Below are 25,121 nucleotides of genomic sequence, written 5' to 3' on the forward strand. Positions count from 1 at the left end.
TAAATTCTAAACTCTTAGCGAAATATTATAAGGTAAATTTATAGTAAATAACTAAACTTATATAATGCCAAAATTATTAGAGTATAAAAATTTTAGCACTCAGATAATTTAAATGAAAAAAGGAGAAATTATGAATATTTTTGAAAAAATGACTAATCAACTCAGAGAGACTCTTGATTCTTCATTTCTTCTTGCGTTACATGCCAAAAATCAAGAGATTGTCCCTCTTCACCTTATCTGGTCACTTGTAGTTAATCATCAATCTATTCTTAATCAAGCATTTAATAAAATGGATTTTGACAAAACTGCATTAGAACTAGAACTTAAAAGCGCAGTAGATAGACTTCCTAAAAGCTCAAATGTAAGCAAAGAAACCCTTCAAATCTCAAGAGAACTCAGTAATAGCTTAGATACAGCTTTAGCACTAGCAACACAACAAGGGGATCAATTCCTTTCTGTGGATACCTATATCATCTCCACATTACAAAACGATGAGAAGATTAAATCTCTTTTTTCTGCCTATCTTGATATCTTAGAAGTGAAAAAAACATTAGAAAGTATTCGTGGAGGGACAAAAATTCAAAATCAAAATGATGATGAACTCTTAGAATCATTGCAAAAATTTGGAATTGATCTTACACAAAAAGCATTGGAAAACACTTTAGATCCCGTCATTGGAAGAGATGAAGAGATTCAAAGAATGATGCAAATCCTCATTAGAAAAACCAAAAATAATCCTATTCTTCTAGGAGAGCCAGGGGTAGGAAAAACTGCTGTAGTCGAAGGATTAGCACAAAGAATAGTGAGTAATGATGTGCCTACAAGCCTACAAAATAAACGTGTGATTTCACTTGATATGAGCACTCTTGTTGCAGGTGCAAAATATCGGGGAGAGTTTGAAGAGCGTCTTAAAAAAGTCATTGAAGAGGTTAAAAAAGCAGGAAACATTATTCTTTTTATTGATGAAATTCACACTATTGTAGGAGCAGGAGCAAGTGAAGGAAGTATGGATGCAGCTAATATTTTAAAACCTGCTCTTGCAAGAGGAGAACTTCATACCATTGGTGCCACAACACTTAAAGAATATAGAAAATATTTTGAAAAAGACGCAGCACTTGTAAGGAGATTTCAACCCATTGATGTAGCTGAACCCAGTGTCAATGAGGCATTACAAATCCTAAGAGGAATCAAGGAAAAGTTAGAAGCCCATCACAATGTGAGCATTACTGATAGTGCACTTGTAGCTGCTGCAAAACTTTCAGACCGTTATATCTCTAATCGCTTCTTGCCTGATAAGGCGATTGATCTTATTGATGAGGGAGCAGCGGAATTAAAAATGCAAATTGAATCTGAACCCAATGAGCTTAGTAAGGTTAAACGCAACATCCAACGCTTAGAGGTAGAAAAACAGGCCCTCAATATGGAAGGGGGGAATACTGAACGATTGGCAGAAATACAAAAGGAACTTAGTAATGAGCAAGAGAAACAAACTTTGCTTCAAAGTCAATTTGATAATGAAAAAGCAGTATTTAAAGAGATTGCAACTCTAAGAAGCCAAATTGATAGCCTTAAACGCGAATCTGAACTTGCCAAAAGAAATGGTGACTACAACAAAGCAGCAGAAATTGATTATGGAAAAGTGCCAGAATGTGAGGAGAAAATCAAATCCTTAGAACTCAAATGGAAAGGAATGCAAGAGAATGGGACTTTACTTAAAAATGCTGTAAGTGAAGAGGTCATTGCAGGGATTGTAAGTCGATGGAGCGGAATTCCTGTGCAAAAGATGCTCCAAAGTGAAAAAGAAAAGATTCTTAAAGTCCAAGAAGAATTGCAAAAGAGTGTAGTAGGACAAGAAGAAGCACTTAGAGCAATCTCTCGTGTCATTAAACGCAATAAAGCAGGATTAAGTGAGCTTAATCGCCCTATTGGAAGCTTTCTCTTCTTAGGAAGCACAGGGGTAGGAAAAACCCAAAGTGCTAAATCACTTGCAAAATTTCTCTTTGATAGTGAAAAAAATCTTATCCGTATTGATATGAGTGAGTATATGGAAAAACACGCTGTCTCTCGTCTAGTTGGAGCACCTCCAGGGTATGTAGGATATGAAGAAGGAGGGCAACTCACAGAAGCCGTGCGACGCAAACCCTATAGTGTTGTACTTTTTGATGAGATCGAAAAAGCACATCCTGATGTTTTCAATCTTTTGCTTCAAGTCCTTGATGATGGACGATTAACTGATAACAAAGGAGTTGTGGTTGATTTTAGAAATACAATCATCATTCTTACAAGCAATATTGGAAGCGATAAGATTATAGAAATCACCAATAAGGCAGAGAGGGAAAAGGCCGTCCAAGAGTGTCTTAAATCCTACTTTAAGCCTGAATTTCTCAATCGATTAGATGATATTGTGATTTTTAATCCTTTAGATTTGCAAGGGATTGTCAAAATTGTAGATATTATGTTTGCTCAAGTGGCTAAAAAAGCTCAAGAGAGGGGAATTTATATTGAGCTTACACAAGAAGCAAAGGAGCAAATTGCTCAAGCAGGATTTGATCCAATCTATGGTGCTAGACCCCTTAAAAGAGCTGTATATGAAAGGGTTGAAGACAAGCTTGCAGAACTTATTTTAGAAGACAAGGTTAAAGAAGGAAATAAGGTAATTTTCAAAAGTAATGGAGAGGTGGAGGTGGAGTAAAAACCCTAATCTCTCACCATTATTTTGAGTTTTTTAAGGATTCTAAAGATTTTGGGATAATAATAAGTGAGCCTAGAAGTTCGAGGAAGGTTATTTGTATAATTCAGCAGCAAAGAATAAGGTTCTCCTACATTTTTAGATCCTCTCAAAAGCACATCTTCCAAAGACATAAATAGTGTGTCTTTTAATCATTGACTTAAGAATCTTTTCATCTCATTGCTCAAATCTTTTTGTTGCATAAACTCATCTATTCTGAAATCATCATTGCACAAGAGCAACCAAAGCGACAGTATTTCACCTTTAAAGCATCTCCTCATTGAAAGCTTTGAGCAAATGTTACTAATAGAATAGGTGCCATCTTCTAATCACTTTTAAAATATTCTTTTGCTATTTTAAGGCTCTCATCCGTACTTCTATCATCTACCAAAATAATTTATAAATTTGATAAGTTTGATTGATAACAGAATTAAAGCAATCTCTCAAATAAGGCTTTGATTTCAATGGAGGGAGAAATTAAGGGGCTGTATTTCTTTTCCTTTAATTCTTGATTATAAGTTATAGCTTAGCCTCATTCCATTAAAATCTCTGAGAGAAATTATTTCAAGAACTCTTTGTAAATATCTTTTAATCTTGGAGAAAAGGCGATAAAGAAATTATTTTTTAGATCTTCTTTTCCATAACGTAAAATCTCTTGAGTTTTGGTATCGTATAGAAATCCACCAACACTACGTAATATCGCATCTCCTGCGGCAGTATCCCACTCTTTTGATCCATTAAATCTTGGATAAATATCTGCAATCCCTAAGCTCAAAGCACAAAACTTTATACTTGAACCAATAGCCATTTTTCTAAGTTGATATTGTTTAAAAAAATTCACCCCAGTATCAGTACTATGAAATTTACTATCACAGCCAATAAATTGCGATCGTGGATATTGATGATAATAAAATCTCTGAAGCTTTTCCCATGCAGGAGAGAGAGAGAAATATTTTATCTCCTCTCCTTTTAACCCCCAAAATCCAATCTCTCCTCCTGCATAAAGCTTCTTCATCGCAGGAATATAAATAACACCAAAAATTGGAATATCTTTTTTCATCAATGCTATATTGACACTAAAGTGATTATTTTGCGCAATAAAATCCTTTGTCCCATCTAGGGGGTCTACTAGCCAATAGTATTCACCTCTCTGTCTCTCTTGTAGTGAAATAAACCTTTCTTCACTGCACACAGGAAAAGTAGATTTTAGAGATTCTAAAATAAAGTCATTGCTTTCTAAATCTGCTTGAGTGATTGGAGAAAAATCATTCTTGAGTACATAATCTATATTTGTCTTATAGTATTTGAGTATTTTCTCTCCAGCAATTATAGCAATAGCAATAGTTTCAGCAAATAATTTTTTCATTTTCCATAATCTCTAAATCTTTGACACAATCTATTTCACCCCATTCTCCATAAATAAATACAGGCTGAGCATTATTGAAACGATAAATAAGGTGTTGTAGAAAGCTTGTCATATACATTTTTTCAAAATTACATCCATCATAGATTGCCTCTCTATTCATTGCCTCATATTCTTTAATAACTCTTTTTAAAAAAGTATGAGAAAACTTAAAAAGACCAATATATTGCCCCTCCACTTCTTTAATACTTTTGGGTTTCTTTCCTAGCTCAATAATTTTTCCATCAACAACTTTAAGTGTTTCTGCATCATTGAGTGGATTTTCAAATCTTTTCTCCCATAGCCTCTGCCAATCCAAATCTACAACAACACAAAATTCACCTTGTGCTTGAGATAATTTTTTCACAATGTTAGGATGATAAATAATATCTGCATAAGAAATAATCAAATCTTGACCCTCTTTTATACAAGAATGCAAAAAATCCAATGCACAAAAAAAAGTGCTCACCATATTTGTGGTTACATATTTCTCATTGTAGTAAATATCAACTATATTCTGATTTGCAAGATGAGAGGCAAGCACATCAAAAAGATAACCACCAACAACTGCAATTTTTTTTATTCCTGCTTCTTTCAAAGATTCAATCTCATAATCAATAATTTTCTTTCCATTACATTCCACCATACATTTGGGCTTATTTTGTGTCAATGGCATTAATCTTGATCCAAAACCTGCTGCCAGTATCAATGCATTCATTTTATATTCTCCAAAAATTTTTTAAACACTCTTGAGGTCGAGTTTGTCATTTCTTTTTCTCGCTCTAAATGCCACATCATTCCAAAAATAGGTAGAGCTTTGTGTGAAAAGGCCTCAATTCCGCCATCCTTGCTAATTGCCTGACTTTCTAACTCATCTCCAAGATATGAGATTTTATAATGATGATAGGAATTTACTCTATCATATCCTCCATCACTCCACATAATACTATGTTCCCTCATATGCCCATCAGTCTTAAAAAGTATAGAATTAAAATAATGTGCAATCATTTGTGCTCCGCGACAAACCCCCAAAAGTGGAATAGCACAAGAAGAGCAAAACTCTATTACCTCTTTCTCATAATTATCACGAATCAAAGAGCTAGATTCATCACTAAAAAGACTCAAATCATTCCCACCACTTAAAATTACTCCATTTAAGATTGGGGCATACTCGCTCAATGGAATTGCATAGCTCAAGGGAATGGGAAGAATATTTCTTTTTTTAAAAAACTCACCCCAATCACAAGCTAAAATCTCACGTCTTTCTTTATAACTCTCTTGGATTGCAAGCCGCTGGGTAATAGCAATAATTCTTTTTTTCATCTAAAAAATAGGGAAGATTTTTTGATTAAGACAATCAATGTGAAGACGTTTTGCTTTTTTATAAATTGCAAATTTTTCTTCCCCTACTCCAATGACTGCAGGAAGTCCAAGTTCTGAGCAGCGAATAGCCATATGCGAATTTGCCCCACCATAGCAGGTTACAAGCCCTGCAATCCCTTTAGTAAAAAGATAGTCATAACCAGGATCTGCTGCATCAATTAATACAATCTTGCCTTGCAATTCCCTATCAAAAGCCACATCTGCAACAATTGTTTCAAATGTGACAAAGTTGGGTAAAACTACAGAAGTAGAAAAGCAAAATACATCATCACCTCTAAGAATAAGAGGTGGGAGCTTGATTGCACAAGTTGCAAGATAATCTTGTTCATTACTTTTAATTTGATGCAAAAAACGTTCTCTTGGATTTTCTTTATAAAGTGTAGAGTGCAGACTTAAAATCTCTTTAATATCAAGATGCGCCATTTTCCCTAATGGAATCTGATAATATCCACCAATCTCTCCAATAATCTCAATTGCTTTTGAAAGCATCTTTGTAAATTCAAATTTTGAACTCTCTCTTCCTTCAATTGCTGTTCTCATAAAAACAAACAAATCATTTGCAGTAATTCGAAGGCCATTTTTTTCTAATGCCAAATCGATTTTCTTGATTTGCCCCTCTTCAAAAATAATTCCACCCATCTTAGAATTTGGAGCTTCAACTTCAAAATCTCCAAAATATTTTTCAAAATCCTCATCATAACGAGGGGATAAAATATCATAAGTCCCTGCACGCAAATGTCCATATTTTTGTAAAAACTCTTCTTTGCTTAATCTTGCTCTATCATATGAGAGTTGTTTGCTAATAGTATTGAGTGATTCTAAAAATTGCTTTTTTTGCTCAGAGCAAATCAAGCCCTCCACAACCATGGAATTCAAAATCTGCATTGCTACAAATGCTGCCCTTGCTATCCCTGCAAAAGGGAGTGTTCCAAATCTTTTGCAATCTTCAATCAACCAATAAAGTAAATCTAACTTACTCATATCAGTCTCTATAAGCTTACAATATCGCTTTTGCAAAATCTCAATCTTCTTCATATCCTCAAGATACAAGCCTGATGTAGAAGAGATGATATTGTTTGTCAAATCAAGCAGTGCATTTTTGAGAGTAGAAATCTCTTGATGGTTAAAACCTTGTTCTAGCAAACCCTCAAGTTTATATTCACTGGAAAAATCAAAACAAGAAAAAACAATTTCAAACTCAACTTTATCATGTAAATATGGAGATTTCTCAAGCAGTAATAAATAATAATTGGCAAGTTTTGAGGCAAGAGTGTCATTAATTTTTGCAGGAATGAAAGAATTAAAAGAAAGCTGAACATCAATATAGGGAATCCCAAAAAATGAATGCATTAATTGATGGGAATGTAAATCTCTGTAACCATAATTTTTTCTCTGATAAGCCCAAATATTGTCTGTGATAATTTCTTTATATAAACTTAATGCCAATCGCTTGGGTCGTAAGCCAATAATTTCTGCAGGATTCCAATCTGGCATCACACCAAAAATTTTTTTCTCACCCAATACACCATGATTGATCTTTGAAAGCATATTAATCCGTTTTGAAAGCCTATCTAAATCATTTTTACTAATCTGATGAAATAAATCCATCTTATTAGCAATAACCAATGGTCTCACTTGAAGACAATAGAGGTTTTCTACCCCTTCTTCATTGAGAGCAAAAGCAAATTCGACATCCAAGAATGAATATTCATAAATCTCTTCAAGTTCTCTAATCATTTGAATAATTTGACTGAGATGATTAACTGAGGTAAACTCATAATCCCTAAAAATAAAAGAAGATACACTTTCTGTATTTTCACCAGCAGTAATAGAGGAAGTCGATCCACTTCTATCGTATTCGATACAAAAATAAGGTGAGAGGTTTTCTTTATCTACGCTAAATGCCACTCCACAAGAGCAAATATTTGAGAGCATAGGCTGAATAAGAATCTCACCCCCATCTCCACTCTCCTCATTGGTCATTGAAGATGCAACCCTACTGATGGCTTCTTGTAATTGAGCAGTATCGCCTGTATTAATATGAGGTAAACTTAAAAATGCTCCAGCATTTGAACAATTTTGAGTATCTTCAGCATTTGAAGAGCTTCGAATAATCACCTCTTCTCCCAAAGCTGTAATGTCTTGAAGTCTCTTTTGCCAATCTTGAGATACTTTTAAAACTACGCTAGGTAAAACTCTAGCAGATTGAAGGAGTCCATATAAATTGACTAGATTCTGTGCTTTTGTTCCAAATTGGAGTTTCATTTTGCCCTTTTTACAGTCCAAGCTCTGATTTTATAAGGAACAATAATTTTATCCATAGTAGAAATTTTCTCTTGAATCATTTTTAAAATTTTCCTCCATCTTTCATCTCCTGCCTGAGCTTGAATATCATTAACAGAATGCCAAGCACCTAAGTAACGCTCTTTACTCATTACTTCTTGATAATCACATTCCATAAAAAAGCAATCTTTAAAATCACCAGTAGAGATTAAAATCTCTTCCCATTTCTTGACGTTTTGTTTTCCACTACTTACTCTTGAGAGCTCGGGTACAATACTTTTAATCTCTTTTTCAATCTCATCAAAAATAGATCCTTCTTCAATATGGCGAGGATTCCAAATTGCCGTAAAATATCCACCACTTTTTAGAATTCGTGCAAACTCGGGGAGAGATTTTTTGGGATCTGTCCAATGAAAAGAACTTGCCATTATCACCCAATCCGCACAACCATCAGGTAGAAAAGTTTCCTCACCACTTCCTTTTTTCCAATCTACAGACAAACCTTTTGTATAGGCAATTCCCTCATTTCTCATATTATCATTAGGTTCAACTGCAGTAACAGAAAGTCCCAATTGTCCCAACATGGCAGTCATTTTTCCAGTTCCTGCACCTACTTCAATAACTTTCAGGGGGGGGGGGATATTCCCATCACTAACACATAAAATTAATTTCTCTAAAAGCATCTGACTGTATGCTGGTCTATTGTGGTAGTGTTTTGCTACCTGTGTAAAATCACCTTGCTTCACCTAAATCTCCTAAATTTCTACTATTCTCTTCGTTGCGCACTCCAAGAACGTATCATATATTTAATTTTAAAATCTTGAAAAAGAGCCTTTTAATTTTATCAACAATTTTTTCAAAAAGCTCCCTACCTTCTTGAGTATCCAAATCCCAATATGGATTTTAACACTTTGCCATGCACAAAATAAGCATCAAATGCAGAGTTAAATGCAAAAACAAAGTACTAACTTTAAAGTTATTTTATGTATTAAAAAACACTCTAGAATAATGATACTATACTATCTTCTCATCTTAACTAAAAATCACGTATTTAATTAAAAATTAATATAAAATTACACCTGAACATATTCTTAAATAAGCTAAACCAAAAAATAAGGATCAATCATAATGCAACTTAATAAGATGATAAGAAAAAATGCAAAAACAATAATAAAGTACATCACACAAAATCGCTTTGCCACATTTGCTAATTGCTATTTTAAACTACCTCAAAGCTATTCTTTTTTTATTGTAGGTGCGCATGGTGTTGGTCTTCATTCTTTGCTTTATTATATTTCTTTGTGCAAAACAAAATATTCCAAAAATGTGTATCCTATGCCGATACATATTTTATCAAGAAGATTTGATCTCTTTGGACATTTCACTTCTCTGAGATTTTACAGCAAGATGTATCCTATTATTTCGCAAGAGCAAATTGGACAATGGGGAATTACCTTTGATAATAAAATACCTGGGGGAGAAAGATGGGTTAAAACAAATCTCACAAAAAAGGCTCCTGCTATTATCATTGTTAGAGATCCTATACTAACTCTTACCTCAGTAATAAATCACGAAGTTTTTACAAAATTACATTCTAATCTACCTATACATATAGATCAAATTTATATGTACGCTCTCGAACATATTGAAGCTTCATTTAGTCTTAAAAAAAATATGCAATACCTAAACAATAAAATTAGTAAATATTGTTTTGTAGATTGCTCAGATCTTATGGGTGAGAAAACTTATCCAACAATGCAAAAAATTGCTGAGTTTCTAGATCTTTCTATTTCATTTTCTGAGTCTTTTCTCTGTTCAATCAATTCTCCTATTCAAAGATATTTTGCAAATCCAATCATTTATCAAGATCAAGAACTATATCTCTCTTCCTTCCCTCATTTTTTTCGCATTATGTCTTATCCTCATTATACCTGTCCAAACTACTGCAATGATTTGGGCTATACCTATCAGCAACCCTATAAAAGTAATATTTTGCCCAAAGAAACACTTTTTCTTTTTTCTAAAGAAAAGATTGTATTGACATCAGAGTTACAAACGATTCTTGAAAACTATTTGAATGGCTACAAAAGTATTATAGAAGAGTATGAAAAGCTCAAAACAAACTCACAAACCATAATCAAACTAATCCAAAAGCATAATCACATAGAGCAAATTCAAGCACTTCTCAGAGATCAAGTTTCACTCATCCCTCAAGAAATCCTAACAAAATGGAAAGTTTATGATGAATTTTCTAAAATCAAAGGCTAAATGATGTTAAAAAATTTTTTTAAAAGAGAGTTTTTCAATCCAGTAGCTCTATGCAAAAGTCCAGAACTCCTTCCTCCACTTTTTCACACCTATTTTTACAGGGTGGGAAAAAAACTCAAATTACTTTCACACCCAAAAAATCCTTTTAAAGACATACAAATTTGCTCAAAAGATTTTAATAAAATAGCCTATGATCTCTTAGGGGGGGGGGTAAACTCACCTCTTATGATGGGAAGATATGGATATACCGAGTGCATAACAATGCGAGATGTTTTACTTTTTGAAAAACATATTCTCAAATCACTGCGCTCAGTTTATATGACACTTTGCAAAAATGCTGGATTTTTCCCCAAAAATCTACAAAGTCAATCAGAAATTTACACAGAACTAAAAAAATTTACAAATATTATGCAAGAGGCAACTTCAAATTGCGATGTTTTTGGTACTTGGTCTGGCGGACTATCATTTGAAGATTATTTCATTAAATCTTTTTGCCATTCTCAAGCCATTATTACTGAGCTCGACTTTTTTAGACCCCAAATAGAATCTACCATACCTTTTTCTTATGCTTTTAAAGACACAACCGTACTTGTTGTCCACCCTTTTGAAGAAACCATTAAAGCCCAATATCAAAATCGTGATAAACTTTTTGCCAATAAAAAAGTTCTTCCACATTTCAATCTCAAGACTTTTAAAGCAATCCAAACCATCAATGAAGAAACAGACTCACGTTTTAAAACTTGGTTTGAAGCACTTGATTATATGACACAAGAAATTAATAAAATTGATTTTGATATTGCTTTAATTGGATGTGGAGCCTATGGTTTTCCTTTAGCATCAAATATTAAGAAAATGGGAAAAATTGCTTTGCACTGTGGTGGGGCTACGCAGCTCTTTTTTGGGATTAAGGGAAGACGATGGGAAGAGGAGCAAAAGGAGATTGGCTTAAGTTTTTTTAATGAGTTTTGGGTGCGACCTAATAAAGAGGAAATCATCAAAAACTCTTCAGAAATTGAAGGAAGCTGTTATTGGTGAGATTTAAAAAAATCAACCAAGATCTCAAGATTTTTTTCTAGCTTTCCCTCTCTATTATCTAGAGTAAGATCAGCCTGTGGATTATCTATTTCTATATCTAGTCCAACTACATCTTTGACCTTACCGCTATACAACCCTTTTTGATTTCTTCTCTTGAGCTCTGTCATATCACACTGAATATAAACTTCAAAATATTTTTTAATATACTCACGATTAAATTCATAATTTTCTTTAAACATAGAAATGCTTGAAGCAATCACAATTAACCCTTGACTAGAGAGCATTTCACATAACATTGCTCTTTTTTTGGCTACTTCAATTCTAGAGGATTTATCATAGCCAAATGCACCAATAATCTTACGAAACTCATCACCATCAAGATAAACAAGATTATCCACTTCTTCACTCTTGAGCTTTGTATAGAGCAATCTACCCAATGTGCTTTTCCCACTCCCTGCTAAACCCATCAACCAAATCACCATAAATTCTCCTCGTATCATTATATTAATTTTGAATTATTTAGGTTAGAATCATAGCTTAACTTAAACTCACAACTAGCATAAAGGAAAAATTTATGAAAGTTCTTATATTAGCTGGTGGACTGGGTACACGATTGTCAGAAGAGACAGAATTACGACCCAAACCAATGATAGAAATTGGTGGTAGGCCAATTTTATGGCATATTATGAAAATCTATAGTTACTATGGATTTAATGACTTTATTATCCTCACAGGATATAAAAGTCATATTATCAAAGACTATTTTCTCAATTATTATACACGTTACAGCGATATCACAATCGATATGAAGAGTAATGATATAGAGATCCATAAAATGCACTATGAACCTTGGAAAGTAACAATGCTCTATACTGGACAAGAAAGTATGACTGGGAGTCGTATTGCTCAAGCTAAAGAATATATAGGGGATGAAAGCTTTATGCTAACCTATGGTGATGGGGTAAGCGATGTAGATATTTCTGCGCTTCTTAAGTTTCATCGCTCACATGGAAAGGCTATCACAATGACTTCTATTTTACCTGAGGGCAAATTTGGCGCACTCGACATCAATCCAACAACAGATCAAATTCAAACATTTACCGAAAAACCTAAAGGCGATACTCACAGCAATGATTCTGGCTGGATTAATGGAGGATTCTTTGTTTGTGAGCCTAAGGTATTTGATTACGTTCAGGGGGGGGGGGCAGAGAAGAATCTTATTTTTGAACAAGAACCACTTAGAAATCTAGCAAAAGATGGTGAGCTTTATGCCTACAAGCACCATGGATTTTGGAAATGTATGGACACACTTAGAGATAAAAATGAACTTATAGAAATGTGGTTTGCACGCAAGGCCCCTTGGGCAAAATGGTTGAGATAATGTTTGAAGAAATTTATAAAGACAAAAAAGTTTTTCTGACTGGTCACACTGGTTTCAAAGGAACTTGGCTTGCTTTATGGCTTCAAAAACTTGGAGCCAAAGTCTATGGCTACTCTCTTTCTCCGTATTCTACACCCAATCATTTCTCCTTACTCCAAGACCAATGCATTCATTCCTATATCGCTGATATTAATGATGCCCATACTTTAGATAAAACCCTAAAAGAAGTGGAACCTGACATTATCTTTCATCTTGCAGCACAACCACTTGTAAGAGAAAGCTATCAAGATCCACAATACACCTTTCAAACCAATATTCTCGGGATATTTAATCTACTTCAATCATCTAGAAATCTTAAAAATCTCAAAGCTATTATCAACATTACCACAGATAAAGTTTATGAAAACAAAGAACAAATTTGGGCATATCGCGAAAATGATGCACTTGGAGGATATGATCCCTATAGTGCAAGCAAAGCTTGTAGTGAGATACTTACCGATTCTATGCGCAGAAGCTTTTTTAATCCCAAAGAATTTGGTATATCACACCAAGTACTTATCGCTACAGCAAGATCTGGAAATGTCATAGGCGGGGGAGATTGGAGCAAGGATCGTCTTATTGTTGACCTCGTACTGAGCACAACTACTCATCAGCCAGCCATTATAAGATCTCCTCGAGCTACACGACCTTGGCAACATGTCTTAGAACCACTATACGGTTATCTCCTGCTTGGCCAAAAACTTTTGCAAAGAAAAGTAAAATATGCTTCAGCATTTAATTTTGGTCCAAAATCTGAAGATAATTTAGAAGTAGAAAAAATTATTCATATAGCAAAATTTCAATGGAAAGATATAACCTATTCTATTCAAGACAATAATCCTAATAATCCTCATGAATCTGAGCTTCTAATGCTTGATGCCACTAAAGCTCAAAAACTTCTAAAATGGTATACACTTTGGAGTGCTCAAGAAGCAATAGAAAAAACAATTCAATGGTATAAAAACTTCTATGTCAATCAACGCATTATGACTCATCAACAGCTTGATGAATATATCACATATATACAAGGAAAACAATGAGTCGCTTTAGTTTCACTTCAGCTCCACTTAAAGGTGTATATATCATAGAACCAAAGCCTATTAAAGATAGTCGGGGATACTTTGAGAGATATTTTTGTACTAAAGATTTTTTAGAAATTGGACTAAATAAACCTATTGTGCAAATTAATCATTCTTATACCAAGGGGATTGGCTCCATTAGAGGACTGCACTATCAAACTCCCCCACATACAGAAATCAAAATTATCAGATGTCTTAAAGGAAAGATCTATGATGTAGCTGTGGATATCAGAGAAAACTCTCCAACCTTTTGCCAATATTTTGGCATAGAACTCAGTGAAGAGAACGGGAAATATCTCTATATCCCAGAGGGATTTGCACATGGATTCCAAACACTTAGCGATGAGGCTGAGATCCTATATCTTGTAACTTCCGCATTTAATGCAGAATCTGATAGTGGACTAAACGCCTTAGACCCTGTACTTGCAATAAAGTGGCCACTACCTATTGGACATATCTCAGAAAAAGATAAAAATGCTTCATATATCAATCAAGAATTCAAGGGTATAAAATGCTAAAGCTTCTAATCACAGGAGCAACAGGGTTTGTAGGAACTCATTTTACTCAAAAACTCTACGACAAATACGACATTACGGCAATTGTTCGCTCAACAAGCAATGTAGAAAAAATCCAAGATTATTGTACTCTCTATGTTCATAATGGGAATATGCAAGATCTTCTAGAATTTTGTAGCTCTCAAAATTTTGATGGAATTATTCATTTAGCTACTTTATGGATTTCTCAGCACTCATTAGAAGATATTGAAAGTTTAATTAGCAATAATATCACATTTGGCGTACAGATACTGGAAGTTGCCAAACAAGTAAAAATACCTTTTTTTATTAATACATCAAGTTTTGGACTGTATTGCAACTCCATAAATTATCGCCCTTCAAGCCTTTATGCTGCGACAAAAAAAGCATTTGAAGATATTATCAGCTATTATGCTTTAACATCCACAACCATATTTTCACATATTTTAATCTACAACACTTATGGACCAAATGATAATGAAAAACGACTTTTTTCGCTACTATTTCAAATTGCACAAACTGGAGAAGAGCTCAAAATGAGTGATGGAAACCAAATTGTTGATATCACTCATATTGATGACATTATTTCCGCATTTGACTGTCTTATCCAGCAGATTTCACTTCATCCAATAAAACACAAAGATAAAATATATGCCTTGAAAAATCCTACTAGAAGAACACTCAAAGAAATAGTCAAGATATTTGAGAAAGTTTATGGAAAGAAACTCAATATTATCTGGGGTGCACGAGAACCCAGAGAACTTGAGATTACCCTACCTTGGGAGGGGGGTAATGAATTACAAGGGTGGGAACCTAAAATCTCTTTAGAATCTGGTATCAAATGTTTCCAAACTGGTGTGCCAATAAAAAGAAGGAGAGAAGGGGGGGGGGTAAAAGATAAGATTTTTTGCCATACTTTTTATTCAAAAAGAGTTGTGGTTGCATCATGAAAATTCTAGTTACTGGTGCTACAGGATTTATCGGTAAAAATCTCATCAAATATCTTTCTTCTACATACCAAATTATAGCTCTTGTCCAAGATTCAAGCGATATTTCCATGATTAGACAATATTGCACACCATATCGATATAGTAAAAAGTTAGAAGATTTAATTGATTTTATAAAAAATGAACGATTTGATGGAGTAGTCCATTTAGCAACATACTATCAACCCTCACACTCTATAGAAGATCTTGATAAAATGCTTCATGCAAATATTCTCTTTGGCACTTATCTCCTTGAAGCTCTAAATCATTGTCCTCCTAAATTTTTTATTAATACAATGACCTTCAGTCAATTTGCTAATTCAAGCTCATATTCTCCAGCAGGATTATATGATGCAACAAAACAAGCATTTTGCGATATTATACGTTTCTACTCAACGAAACTTTCAACAATTTTTTGCAATCTACTCCTTTACAATACTTATGGTAGCAACGATACTCGTCCAAAAATTTTTAACCTATGGAGTAAAATTGCAAAAACTCAAGAAAGCTTTGAAATGAGCTTGGGAGAGCAAAAAATTGACATAAGTCATATTGATGATGTTATTGAAGGTTTTTCAACTTTAATTAATCTTTGCAGTCAAAACAAAATAAATAATCTCTCCACCTTTACTTTGGAAAATAAACGATACAGCTTAAGAGAACTTGCAGAGATTTTTGCCCAAATCACAAAAAGCACCTTACCTATTATTTGGGGTGCAAAACCCTATCGGGATAATGAAATTATGAATCCTATCTCTTCTAAAAATTCGGGCTTGCAAAAGCTCCCAAATTGGAAACCTAAGGTTTCTCTACATAAAGGCATAAAAGATGTCTTTGCAAAATAAAATTGTAATTCTTGGTGCTGGGATTGCTGGCATTTCTACTGCTTACCACATCCAAAAAGCACAACCCAACAGAGAAGTAATTATTTATGAAAAAACCAATGATTGGGGAGGATTATGTGGTGGTTTTTTTGTCTCCTCACACCTAGGAGACTTTTGGTTTGATAACGCTGTACATCTTTCTTTTGCTTCAGAAGAATATGTTCAAAAGATTTTCCACACTTCATCAAAACCCATTAAACATATTCCAATTTGCATGAATTACTCAAAGGGTATTTGGCTTAAACACCCAGCACAAAACAATCTTTTTCCTCTAAGTATTGAAGAAAAGGTGCTTGCACTCAAAGATATGATTGACAATAAAAATGATAGAAATGGGGAAAGTATTAATAATTTTGAACAATGGCTTAGAGCACAATATGGTGATTACTTTACAGAAAATTTTCCAATGAAATATACGAGAAAATATTGGACGACTGAAGCCAAAAATCTAAGCACAACATGGGTAGGATCACGATTTTATACACCAAAACTTGATGAAATCTTACAGGGAGCCATGAGTGATAACACTCCCAATACATACTATGCACAAGAAATGCGATACCCTAAAGAAGGTCAATATCGCTCTTTTTTTAAATCACTTGCAAATCAAGTAAATATTGCTTACAACAAAGAAGCAATCAAAATTGACACACATAATAAGGTTATCACCTTTTCAGACAATAGCACTCAATCATATACTACTTTAATCTCTACCCTCCCTATTCCCATACTTGTCAATATGATTGAGCAAACACCAAAAAGTATTTTAGAGGATGCCTCCTATCTTAAGGCTACATCTGTTGGTATTGTTTCTCTTGGTTTTTCTCGTGTAAATATTCCAAAAAATCTGTGGTTTTATATCTATGATGAAGATAAGTTATTTGCTCGTGTCTATAGCCCTTCTTTAAAAAGTCCTGCAAATGCTCCAAAGGGATGTTCAAGTTTGCAAGCAGAAATCTATTTTTCAGAGTTTAAACCCTTAGAAAAACTTACCCACAACCAAAAAAATATTCAAAAGTTTTGCATCGAGCATGTGATCAACTCTTTTGTCGATATGGGAATTTGTGATAAAGATGACATAATCTGTCAAGACTTTCGTATTCTTCCTTATGGTAATGTAATCTTCACGCACGATATGGAAAAATATCGTCATAGAGTATTGGAATATATCAAAAATGAAGGGATATTTTCTTGTGGAAGATTTGGAGAATGGGATTATCTTTGGAGCAATCAAAGTTTTATGAGTGGGAAAAAAATTACTGACCAAATCACAAAAACACTCTTCAATACCAAAATATCCTAGATACAGAAATAAGATCTAATAGGATATTTTTATCATAAAATACCGATCATAATTTTAAAATCAAGGCAATATATGAATAGCTTTAATATACCTATTTTACTGACAACATATAAACGTCATGACACTACACTTAAAGTTTTAGAAGTAATTAAAACTATTCAGGCATCAAAACTCTACATTTCATCTAATCACTGGAAAAACGATAATGAAAAAAATATAATCCTATCACTAAGAGAGAAGATTCAAAATTCTATTGACTGGGACTGTCAAATTCATATGATTATCAGATCAAAACATCTCAGTATTAAAGATTCTATCTCATCGGCCATTGATATTCTGTTTCAAAATGAGGATATGGGCATTATTCTTGAAGATGATATTGTTCCTAATCAAAGCTTTTTTAGGTATTGCCATGAATTACTTTTAAAATACAAAGATAATCCTAATATTTTCACAATAAGTGGTTGGAGTGGTTTGGATTTCAATACGAAAGCAAAAGCAACACTGAGTGAAGATTATTATTTTTCAAAATATAATCATATTTGGGGATGGGCAACTTGGAAGAGAGCATGGCAACTCTACAAAGGAGAGTTTCAAAATTTTGAACAAGAATTTTCTCAATTAAAATTTGATACACAATTAGAAAAGCAAACATGGTATCAAATCTTCTCACTTTGTAATCAGGGTAAAATAGATACATGGGATCATTATTGGACATATACAATATGGAAAAATAATGGATTAAATATATATCCTAAAAACAATATGATCACAAATATTGGATTAAATCGCAGTGATGCAACTAATACAAAGGAATGGAGTAAGTATGCTCAAATGAAAACATATGAATTAAATTTTCCAATGCATCATCCAAAAACCATAGAGCGAAACATATTTTTAGATAAAAAAAACTTTATCATCACCACAAAAAATACACCTTTATGGCTTCTAATTATTAATAAAATTTATCGAACATTTTTTAAAAAAAATCTGAAAGAATTTCAAAAATATATGAGATAAATCAAATTTTATGATTAAAGAGATTCTATATAAAATTTTTTATTTTTTTGAATGGATATTTTCTACACTCTTTTTCTCCAAGCAAAAAAAATCCCTAATTGTCATTCGCACAGATGCTATTGGTGATTATATTTTGTTTCGTAATTTTTTAGCATCCCTGTATGAGCAATATGGAAAATTTACACTTGTAGGTAATATTGCCTTTCAAAATCTTGCTGAGCAATTAGACAATGAGTTTATTGATGAGTTTATCCCAATTAATCGTAGACTTTTTGCAAGAAATCTTTTATATCGTTTTAAACTTATAAAAAGAATACGCACAACTTCATATCAAACGCTCATTAATCCTATTTATAGTCGTGATCGCATAAGTGAAGATATTGCCAAGATCATCAATGCTCAAGAAAAGATTGCCTCACAAGGTGATTTATCCAATCTTCCTCCTACACTCAAAAAAAAATATGACAAAAACTACTCTCTACTTATTCCTGACACGGATGAAATTTTATTTGAATTTTATAGAAATCTTAATTTTTTTAAGACATTGATTAAGCCAAATATTCAGGTTGATTTTTATATGAGACTTCAAGATTTAAAAAAAAATTTATCCCAATATTCCCTTAGTACTCCTTATTCTGTCATATTTATAGGTGCTTCAGATCAGTTTAGAAAGTGGGGATTAGATAATTTTGTAGAAATCGGAAAATTTTTAAATCTAAACTTTAAGAATCATATTGTGATATGTGGAGGGGAAGAGGATATGCAAGGAGGGAAATATATCCAAGAAAAACTTGCAAGCTGTGGTATACAATCCACTAATTTATGTGGAAAAACAAGTCTTATAGACCTTGCTTTGATCTTAAATAATACGGACTTTTTAATCAGTAATGAAACATCTGCTGTGCATATCGCAATGGCTCTTCATTGCAGTAAGGTTTTTGTCATCAGCAATGGCAATCACTTCCATCGATTCTCGCCCTATCCTCAAGAACTTAGAGGGAATCATTATCATTTGATCCTCCATCCAAGTATTCAAAATTGTGTTGATCAATCAAGCTTTGCGGGAAAAAATAGCACTCTTGATATTAATGATATTGATGCCTCTATGCTAATAGATAAAATATTAAAAAAATATCCAATAGCCAATGATACGCACAAGGAATTTTCATGTTAAATTAAATTTAATTAATTATTTTCAATTTTTGCACTCTATTTGATATAAATAGAAAAAATATTTTAAGGATTTTTGTGAAGCCTACAACTTTTTCAATTATTACTATTGTTTATAATAATCTTGCATATATCAAAAAAACAATGGATTCTGTTATTAATCAAACCTATAAAGAGATTGAATATATTCTTATTGATGGGGGGAGCGTAGATGGTACAAAAGAAGCTATTTTTGAGTATATTGCCTCCTATGCGACAATCACACAAGAAACAATCAAACAAGACTCCTTTTATTTAGAAGCTACCGCCAAACTCTTCCCCACCTTTACTTTCAAGTTCCTTAGCGAAAAAGATAAGGGGATTTATGATGCGATGAATAAAGGAATTGCCCTAGCCACAAAAGAATGGATTAATTTTATGAATTGCGAGGATTGCTTTTATCATCTTGATATTTTAGAAAAAGTCGCAATGCAAAATCTCCAAAACTATAGTGTCATCTATGGTGATACAGAAATGATTGACAAAACTCACTCCTACATTCAGCACCCTTCCACACATTTTAAATCTCGTATACCCTTTTGTCACCAAAGTTCTTTTACTCGTACATCCGTGCATTCTCTCTTTGATACCTCATATAAAATCTGTGCAGATTATGCATTTTTTATAAATCTCTACAAATCAGGACATAAATTCAAAAAACTTCACTTCCCTATTGCCTCGTATTCTCTCAATGGAATCTCTGCTTCTCCCTCTTGGCAAATGTTTTATGAACAGTGCAGGATCACTTACACATTCAATAAGCTTTTCCCTCTTTATCTCGCATTGAAATGGATTCTATGGACACTCCCTAAAAGCAAAGTAAAAGGTCTTATTAAACGATGAAGCCATTTTTTTCTATCATTATTCCTGTTTTTAAGACAGAAGAGTATATTCAACGATGCATACAAAGCTGTCTCAATCAGACATTTAAGGATTTTGAGATAATTTGTATCGATGATTGTGGGGGAGATGGAAGTATCCAAATTGTCCAAAAATATCAAAATCTCAATCCTAAAATCACAATCCTTTACAATCCAACTAATCTTGGAGCTTTCCACTCAAGAGCAAGGGGTATACAACATGCACAAGGAGAATATTGTCTATTTATCGATAGTGATGATTTTATTGCAAATGATGCCCTTGAAATTCTCTATCAGACCATTGCAAAATCCCCCACAGATATCATTGCCTATCGCTTTTCATATTTTCCCAAAAGATTTTTCAAATTCTCTCCCCATCTTAAAAATTCCTCTCTTACTAACCCTGAAATCTATCAAACCCTCAACACCTCTACTATTTTTCAAAGTATTTGCAATAAATGCATTAAAACCTCTTATGCAAAGCTTGTTGCAAATAAACTCTCTTTTATTCATCCTCCTTTCTCTTGCTGTGAAGATGGGTTATTCTTCTTGATATTAAGCTTTGAGGTAGAAAGCTACCAAGCTCTTGATCAATCTCTGTATTTCTATCAGAATAATCCCTACTCCACCACAAGATCTATAGATCAAGCAAGTCTAGATAAAAAAATCCTCGATTTTAAAAATGGATTAAAAATCCTTCAAGAGATTACTCAAGCCTATCCTCAACACACCTCATTAATTTTAAAATATAGAGAGAAGATTATCAGTGCCTATATCCTAGAAGCAAGAAAATACACAAAAAAAGATCTTATCAAGATCCTAGAGATTTGTGATAAATCCACGATCTTCACTGCCCTCCCCTTTCCTACCTACCTCCTCTCGGCTATACTTAGCCTTAGAGCCTTTTACCGATGGCAGAGTCTAGCTAGGATAGGAATTTATCTTTTAACATTTGGAAAAATTAAATTATGAAAATCTCCTTTCAACTTGTGGGCAAATGCGATAATAGTAATCCTAGTTCTATTCCCTTAAAAGTGATTAAGCAGTGGGAGGCGGAAGGATTGATCAAATATTTAGGAGAGTGTGAAGATATCCGTCCTATTATCGCTCAAAGTTCATGCATCCTTTTACCTAGCTATCGTGAAGGAGTGCCTAGAGTTTTACTTGAGGCTATGAGCATGCAAAAACCCATTATTACCACAAATGTCAGTGGATGCAAAGAATGCATTAAATCTCCTCAAAAACATGGTGAAATATTTTTAGGAGAGAATGGAATAATGGCAGAGGCTAAAGATTCCCACTCTCTCTTTTATGCAATTAAAACTTTTCTCTCCCTCTCCCAAAGCCAAAAAGAAACAATGGGTAGAGCTGCAAGAGAGTATGCAATAGAGAGATTTGACATTTCAAAAACCATTCAAACCTACAAACAAAAAGTCAAACTCTACGCAAAGAAGGGAAAAAATCTTGTTTTTGTCTCCAATACAAGTTTTGGTATGAGTAATTTTAGACTTGAAGTTTTACAAGCTTTAAGAGATGAAGGGTATACCATTCACATTATTGCCCCCAAGGATTATTCAACCCAAACTCTGCTTGAAAATGGCTTGATCTTTCACCCGCTTAAGATCAACTCAAAGGGAATAAACCCTATAGAGGATTTTTCTACATTCTCCTGTATTTACAAACTTTTAAAACACATTAATCCCTCTTTAGTCTTTAACTATACAATTAAACCTGTCATTTATAGCTCACTCGCTTGCAATCTCCTTTCTCTTCCCAATATTGCTATTACCACCGGACTTGGCTACGTATTTATAGGGGGAGGACTTAAAAAAAGAGTTTTAAGAAGATTTGTGTGCATGCTTTATAAAATTGCATTACACAAAACTCAAGAGATATGGTTTTTAAATAATGATGATAGAGAAGTTTTCCTCTCTTATAACATCATCAAAAAAGAAAAATCTACCCTCTTAGATAGTGAAGGAGTGAATACCGCTCACTTCTACCCACAGGTTTTCAAGGAAAATGAAGACATTGTATTCACCCTTATTGCCCGAATGCTATGGGATAAAGGGGTGGGAGAGCTTATAGAGTGTATAAAAGACCTCAATCAGAAATAGGCATAAAATCCGCTCTCTTCCCAAAATACTCAAAAGGGATACCATAAAAAAATCCTTGAATAGGCGTTACTGCATTTCTTAACGAAGTGTTTTTATATGAATATCCCAAATTAATCAAAGAATATCCCATACTCTCAATAAGAGTTGGAAAAATATTGAAATGGGATGTATGATTAAAATTGTGCTCAAAATTTTTAGCAAAATGATCTTTAATATTTGTAAGCACCACCAATGGCACAAGACCTTCTCCAACATAGGGCTTTTTACCACTTGTACCATGTGTTAATCCCTCCACATCTTCTAGATTCTGTCCGTGGTCTGAAGTGTAAATAATGAGTGTTGGCTTATTGATAGCAAGATTAAAAAATTCTCTCCAAAAATTATCACTTTGAAAAACAATTGATTTTAAATATCTTTTTCTTAAAGGGGTCGCATTTTGATATGTGGATAGAGCAAAGTCAACTTTTTGATCCTCAGAAAAATCTTTATATGGAAAGTGGGATCCTCTTTTGATAATCAATGTAAAAGTCTTTGCACTGCCATTAAGGTAACAAAGTTGCTTCCATATATCAGCATCCTTGAATACCGAATTGGAAATATTAAAATCAATCATTTCTCTTTCTTTACTATCAAAATAATCATGTCCCACTCCCCTTCCTTGATTATCGTATAAATAGGTTGTATATCCCGCCTTTCTAGCATAATCCCAAATCAAAGGATTGTTATAAAAATCACTCGATAATCTCTCAAATCTTGCTCCTTTGCGTAACAATATATTACTTGTTGCCGATGCATTTGCATAGGAAGTTGCACATCCATAATTAAACACATTCCAATGATGATAATCTCTTATCCTCAAAAATGGTGAATAATCCCATCTCACACTTTCATCAACAATTAAAATGATATTTTGATACTCACTTTTCTTCAATCTAGACAGTCCTTGTCTTTGGTACTTATAAGTGTGTGGATTTTTAATAGAATCATAAAAATATGCAAGAGAAAGCCCATAGAGTGAAACTGGTGCTGGAAGCTTATTTGTCCCAGCTCCTGATCTTAGAATACAGGTAAAAAAAACAAGTCCAATCAAAGAGAGGAAAAGAAGCAGTGAGAGACAAGAGGAAATAAGCTTTATTCTAGAGCAATTGAGGTGAGTAGGGGGGGGGGGTAATAGATAAACACCAATCCATAGCATCAAAATTCTTAAACAGGCTTGCAAAATCTGCATTTTATACATTTGTATTGCATCAAATAAATTGGCTTTTGATTGATAAAGCAAGAGAAATTCTTGAAATTCAATAACTTTGCCAGATGTATAAAAATATACATCAAAAATCAAAGTCGATAAGGAAAGGCTTATGCAGAATAAAAGCTTATATCCTCTAAAACTTCGCACAGAAAAAAGAATGCATAAAAACAAAATAATCTCAGCACAAAGCAATGTAAAACTTTTAAAAAAAGAAAAAGCTTGAATATTTGTATGCTGAAGCTTTGCCCAAATACTTGGATTTTCCATAAAGACAAATATCAGGATACAAAAGATAGAAAAAATCCATCTTTTCTCAAATGTAAAAAATCTCACCCCATTTTCCCATATACTAATTGATATACCTCTTTAATCCCCTCTTTTAATGGAATACTTGGCTTCCAACCTAATGAAGTGAGTTTGGAAGTATCAAGAAGCTTTTGCATTGTCCCATCAAGTTTGGAGTGATCAAAAACAATCTCCCCTCTATACCCCACAATTTCTTTAATCATTAATGCAAGATCAGCAATTGTAATATCCTCACCATACCCAATATTAATGTGTGTGTTTCTAATCTCATTGCCCTCACACAAATCTTTAAAATCTATATTTTGCATAATATACACACACGCCCTTGCCATATCTTTGGAGTGTAGAAATTCTCGCCGTGGATTCCCGCTTCCCCATAGCACTACTTGCTCTGAACTAATGTGATGCTTTTGCAATAAATCTAAATCCCCCACTTCTCTTTTAACCTCATCATTCCTTCCCTCACTCAAAAGTTTGGCCAGATGGATTTTTTTAAGCAATGCAGGAAGAACATGAGAGTTTTGCAAATCAAAATTATCATTCTCTCCATAAAGATTAGTCGGCATCACTGAGAGAAAATTTGTGCCATATTGAAGATTATAGCTTTCACACATTTTTAACCCTGCAATTTTAGCAATTGCATAGGGTTCATTGGTGTATTCTAGCTCACTGCTAAGAAGAGCATTCTCTCTCATAGGTTGTGGAGCATTTTTAGGATAGATACAACTTGATCCCAAAAAAAGAAGTTTTTTCACCCCATATTTATAAGCAGAATGAATGACAGCATTTTGGATGGCTAGATTTTGGTAAATAAAATCCGCTCTATAAATATTATTTGCATAAATTCCCCCTACTTTGGCTGCACATAAAAACACATAATCAAACTTCTCTTGAGAGAAAAATTCATCTACTTTGGCTTGATCGCTTAAATCTAGCTCACTATGAGTGCGCACAAAGAGATTAGTATAACCCCTCTCTTGGAGTTCTTGATAAATTGCAGAGCCTACAAGCCCACGATGCCCAGCAATAAAAATTTTAGAATCTTTCTTCATCTCT

Annotated in this window: 23 protein-coding genes; 14 read left to right on the plus strand and 9 right to left on the minus strand. The window is 33.6% G+C overall.

Annotated elements, in window-relative coordinates:
• Positions 1-130 precede the first annotated feature (130 nt).
• Complete coding sequence (locus CQA62_RS05910) at positions 131-2,692, plus strand: ATP-dependent Clp protease ATP-binding subunit (RefSeq protein WP_104724767.1); 2,562 nt, start codon at positions 131-133, stop codon at positions 2,690-2,692.
• A 361-nt stretch (positions 2,693-3,053) separates the two neighbouring features.
• Here CQA62_RS05910 and CQA62_RS07090 read toward each other — a convergent pair whose 3' ends face one another.
• The 6 genes from CQA62_RS07090 to CQA62_RS05935 form a co-directional block, all read right to left on the minus strand.
• Positions 3,054-3,119, minus strand: coding sequence for a hypothetical protein (locus CQA62_RS07090; RefSeq protein ID WP_408609843.1), 66 nt, complete (start codon positions 3,117-3,119; stop codon positions 3,054-3,056).
• A 168-nt stretch (positions 3,120-3,287) separates the two neighbouring features.
• A complete protein-coding gene (locus tag CQA62_RS05915; RefSeq protein WP_104724768.1) occupies positions 3,288-4,094 on the minus strand; it encodes a 3'(2'),5'-bisphosphate nucleotidase CysQ family protein in 807 nt (268 codons plus the stop codon).
• A complete protein-coding gene (locus CQA62_RS05920; protein ID WP_104724769.1) occupies positions 4,075-4,848 on the minus strand; it encodes a phosphocholine cytidylyltransferase family protein in 774 nt (257 codons plus the stop codon). The genes CQA62_RS05915 and CQA62_RS05920 overlap by 20 nt, the downstream gene beginning before the upstream one ends.
• Positions 4,845-5,453, minus strand: coding sequence for a gamma-glutamyl-CDP-amidate hydrolase (locus CQA62_RS05925; protein WP_104724770.1), 609 nt, complete (start codon positions 5,451-5,453; stop codon positions 4,845-4,847). Before CQA62_RS05925 ends, CQA62_RS05920 begins: the two co-directional genes overlap by 4 nt.
• Positions 5,454-7,778 carry a PEP-utilizing enzyme gene (locus CQA62_RS05930; protein ID WP_104724771.1) on the minus strand — a complete coding sequence of 775 codons (2,325 nt, stop codon included), beginning with the start codon at positions 7,776-7,778 and terminating at the stop codon, positions 5,454-5,456.
• Positions 7,775-8,542 (minus strand): class I SAM-dependent methyltransferase, encoded by a 768-nt coding sequence (locus CQA62_RS05935; protein WP_104724772.1) that lies wholly within the window; start codon positions 8,540-8,542, stop codon positions 7,775-7,777. The genes CQA62_RS05930 and CQA62_RS05935 overlap by 4 nt, the downstream gene beginning before the upstream one ends.
• A 382-nt stretch (positions 8,543-8,924) precedes the next feature.
• Here CQA62_RS05935 and CQA62_RS05940 point away from each other — a divergent pair, with 382 nt between their 5' ends.
• Positions 8,925-10,064 (plus strand): hypothetical protein, encoded by a 1,140-nt coding sequence (locus CQA62_RS05940; RefSeq protein WP_104724773.1) that lies wholly within the window; start codon positions 8,925-8,927, stop codon positions 10,062-10,064.
• Between the two features lie 3 nt (positions 10,065-10,067).
• Positions 10,068-11,099, plus strand: a complete 1,032-nt coding sequence (locus CQA62_RS05945) for a hypothetical protein (RefSeq protein ID WP_115585135.1) — start codon at positions 10,068-10,070, stop codon at positions 11,097-11,099.
• Here CQA62_RS05945 and CQA62_RS05950 read toward each other — a convergent pair.
• Positions 11,090-11,581 (minus strand): adenylyl-sulfate kinase, encoded by a 492-nt coding sequence (locus CQA62_RS05950; protein ID WP_408609840.1) that lies wholly within the window; start codon positions 11,579-11,581, stop codon positions 11,090-11,092. The two genes, CQA62_RS05945 and CQA62_RS05950, sit on opposite strands and share 10 nt — an antisense overlap.
• Before the next feature lie 92 nt (positions 11,582-11,673).
• Between CQA62_RS05950 and rfbF the strand changes: the two genes are divergently transcribed.
• From rfbF to CQA62_RS06005, 11 genes are all read left to right on the plus strand, one after another.
• On the plus strand, positions 11,674-12,480 hold the full coding sequence (gene rfbF, locus CQA62_RS05955) for a glucose-1-phosphate cytidylyltransferase (protein ID WP_104724777.1): 807 nt from the start codon (positions 11,674-11,676) through the stop codon (positions 12,478-12,480).
• Positions 12,480-13,559, plus strand: a complete 1,080-nt coding sequence (gene rfbG / locus CQA62_RS05960; RefSeq protein ID WP_104724778.1) for a CDP-glucose 4,6-dehydratase — start codon at positions 12,480-12,482, stop codon at positions 13,557-13,559. The genes rfbF and rfbG overlap by 1 nt, the downstream gene beginning before the upstream one ends.
• On the plus strand, positions 13,556-14,116 hold the full coding sequence (gene rfbC, locus CQA62_RS05965; protein ID WP_104724779.1) for a dTDP-4-dehydrorhamnose 3,5-epimerase: 561 nt from the start codon (positions 13,556-13,558) through the stop codon (positions 14,114-14,116). Before rfbG ends, rfbC begins: the two co-directional genes overlap by 4 nt.
• The gene (locus CQA62_RS05970) at positions 14,110-15,081 is read left to right on the plus strand and encodes an NAD-dependent epimerase/dehydratase family protein (RefSeq protein ID WP_104724780.1); all 972 of its coding nucleotides are present in this window, start codon (positions 14,110-14,112) and stop codon (positions 15,079-15,081) included. The genes rfbC and CQA62_RS05970 overlap by 7 nt, the downstream gene beginning before the upstream one ends.
• Positions 15,078-15,962: an NAD-dependent epimerase/dehydratase family protein gene (locus tag CQA62_RS05975; RefSeq protein ID WP_104724781.1), complete on the plus strand. Its 885-nt coding sequence runs from the start codon at positions 15,078-15,080 to the stop codon at positions 15,960-15,962. Before CQA62_RS05970 ends, CQA62_RS05975 begins: the two co-directional genes overlap by 4 nt.
• Positions 15,946-17,304 (plus strand): protoporphyrinogen/coproporphyrinogen oxidase, encoded by a 1,359-nt coding sequence (locus tag CQA62_RS05980; protein WP_104724782.1) that lies wholly within the window; start codon positions 15,946-15,948, stop codon positions 17,302-17,304. The genes CQA62_RS05975 and CQA62_RS05980 overlap by 17 nt, the downstream gene beginning before the upstream one ends.
• Before the next feature lie 72 nt (positions 17,305-17,376).
• Positions 17,377-18,324 (plus strand): methyltransferase FkbM, encoded by a 948-nt coding sequence (locus CQA62_RS05985; RefSeq protein WP_104724783.1) that lies wholly within the window; start codon positions 17,377-17,379, stop codon positions 18,322-18,324.
• Between the two features lie 10 nt (positions 18,325-18,334).
• On the plus strand, positions 18,335-19,498 hold the full coding sequence (locus tag CQA62_RS05990; protein ID WP_104724784.1) for a glycosyltransferase family 9 protein: 1,164 nt from the start codon (positions 18,335-18,337) through the stop codon (positions 19,496-19,498).
• A 74-nt stretch (positions 19,499-19,572) separates the two neighbouring features.
• Complete coding sequence (locus CQA62_RS05995; protein ID WP_158653696.1) at positions 19,573-20,376, plus strand: glycosyltransferase family 2 protein; 804 nt, start codon at positions 19,573-19,575, stop codon at positions 20,374-20,376.
• The gene (locus tag CQA62_RS06000) at positions 20,373-21,365 is read left to right on the plus strand and encodes a glycosyltransferase family 2 protein (protein ID WP_104724786.1); all 993 of its coding nucleotides are present in this window, start codon (positions 20,373-20,375) and stop codon (positions 21,363-21,365) included. Before CQA62_RS05995 ends, CQA62_RS06000 begins: the two co-directional genes overlap by 4 nt.
• The gene (locus tag CQA62_RS06005; protein ID WP_104724787.1) at positions 21,362-22,510 is read left to right on the plus strand and encodes a glycosyltransferase; all 1,149 of its coding nucleotides are present in this window, start codon (positions 21,362-21,364) and stop codon (positions 22,508-22,510) included. Before CQA62_RS06000 ends, CQA62_RS06005 begins: the two co-directional genes overlap by 4 nt.
• On the opposite strand, the gene CQA62_RS06010 is transcribed toward CQA62_RS06005, so the two are convergent.
• Both CQA62_RS06010 and CQA62_RS06015 read right to left on the minus strand, forming a co-directional pair.
• Positions 22,497-24,092 (minus strand): sulfatase-like hydrolase/transferase, encoded by a 1,596-nt coding sequence (locus CQA62_RS06010; RefSeq protein ID WP_104724788.1) that lies wholly within the window; start codon positions 24,090-24,092, stop codon positions 22,497-22,499. The genes CQA62_RS06005 and CQA62_RS06010 overlap by 14 nt on opposite strands.
• The gene (locus CQA62_RS06015; protein ID WP_104724789.1) at positions 24,089-25,117 is read right to left on the minus strand and encodes a GDP-L-fucose synthase family protein; all 1,029 of its coding nucleotides are present in this window, start codon (positions 25,115-25,117) and stop codon (positions 24,089-24,091) included. The genes CQA62_RS06010 and CQA62_RS06015 overlap by 4 nt, the downstream gene beginning before the upstream one ends.
• Positions 25,118-25,121 lie beyond the last annotated feature (4 nt).

It is taken from the genome of Helicobacter cholecystus, from assembly GCF_003364215.1.
GTDB classification, from domain to species: domain Bacteria; phylum Campylobacterota; class Campylobacteria; order Campylobacterales; family Helicobacteraceae; genus Helicobacter_G; species Helicobacter_G cholecystus.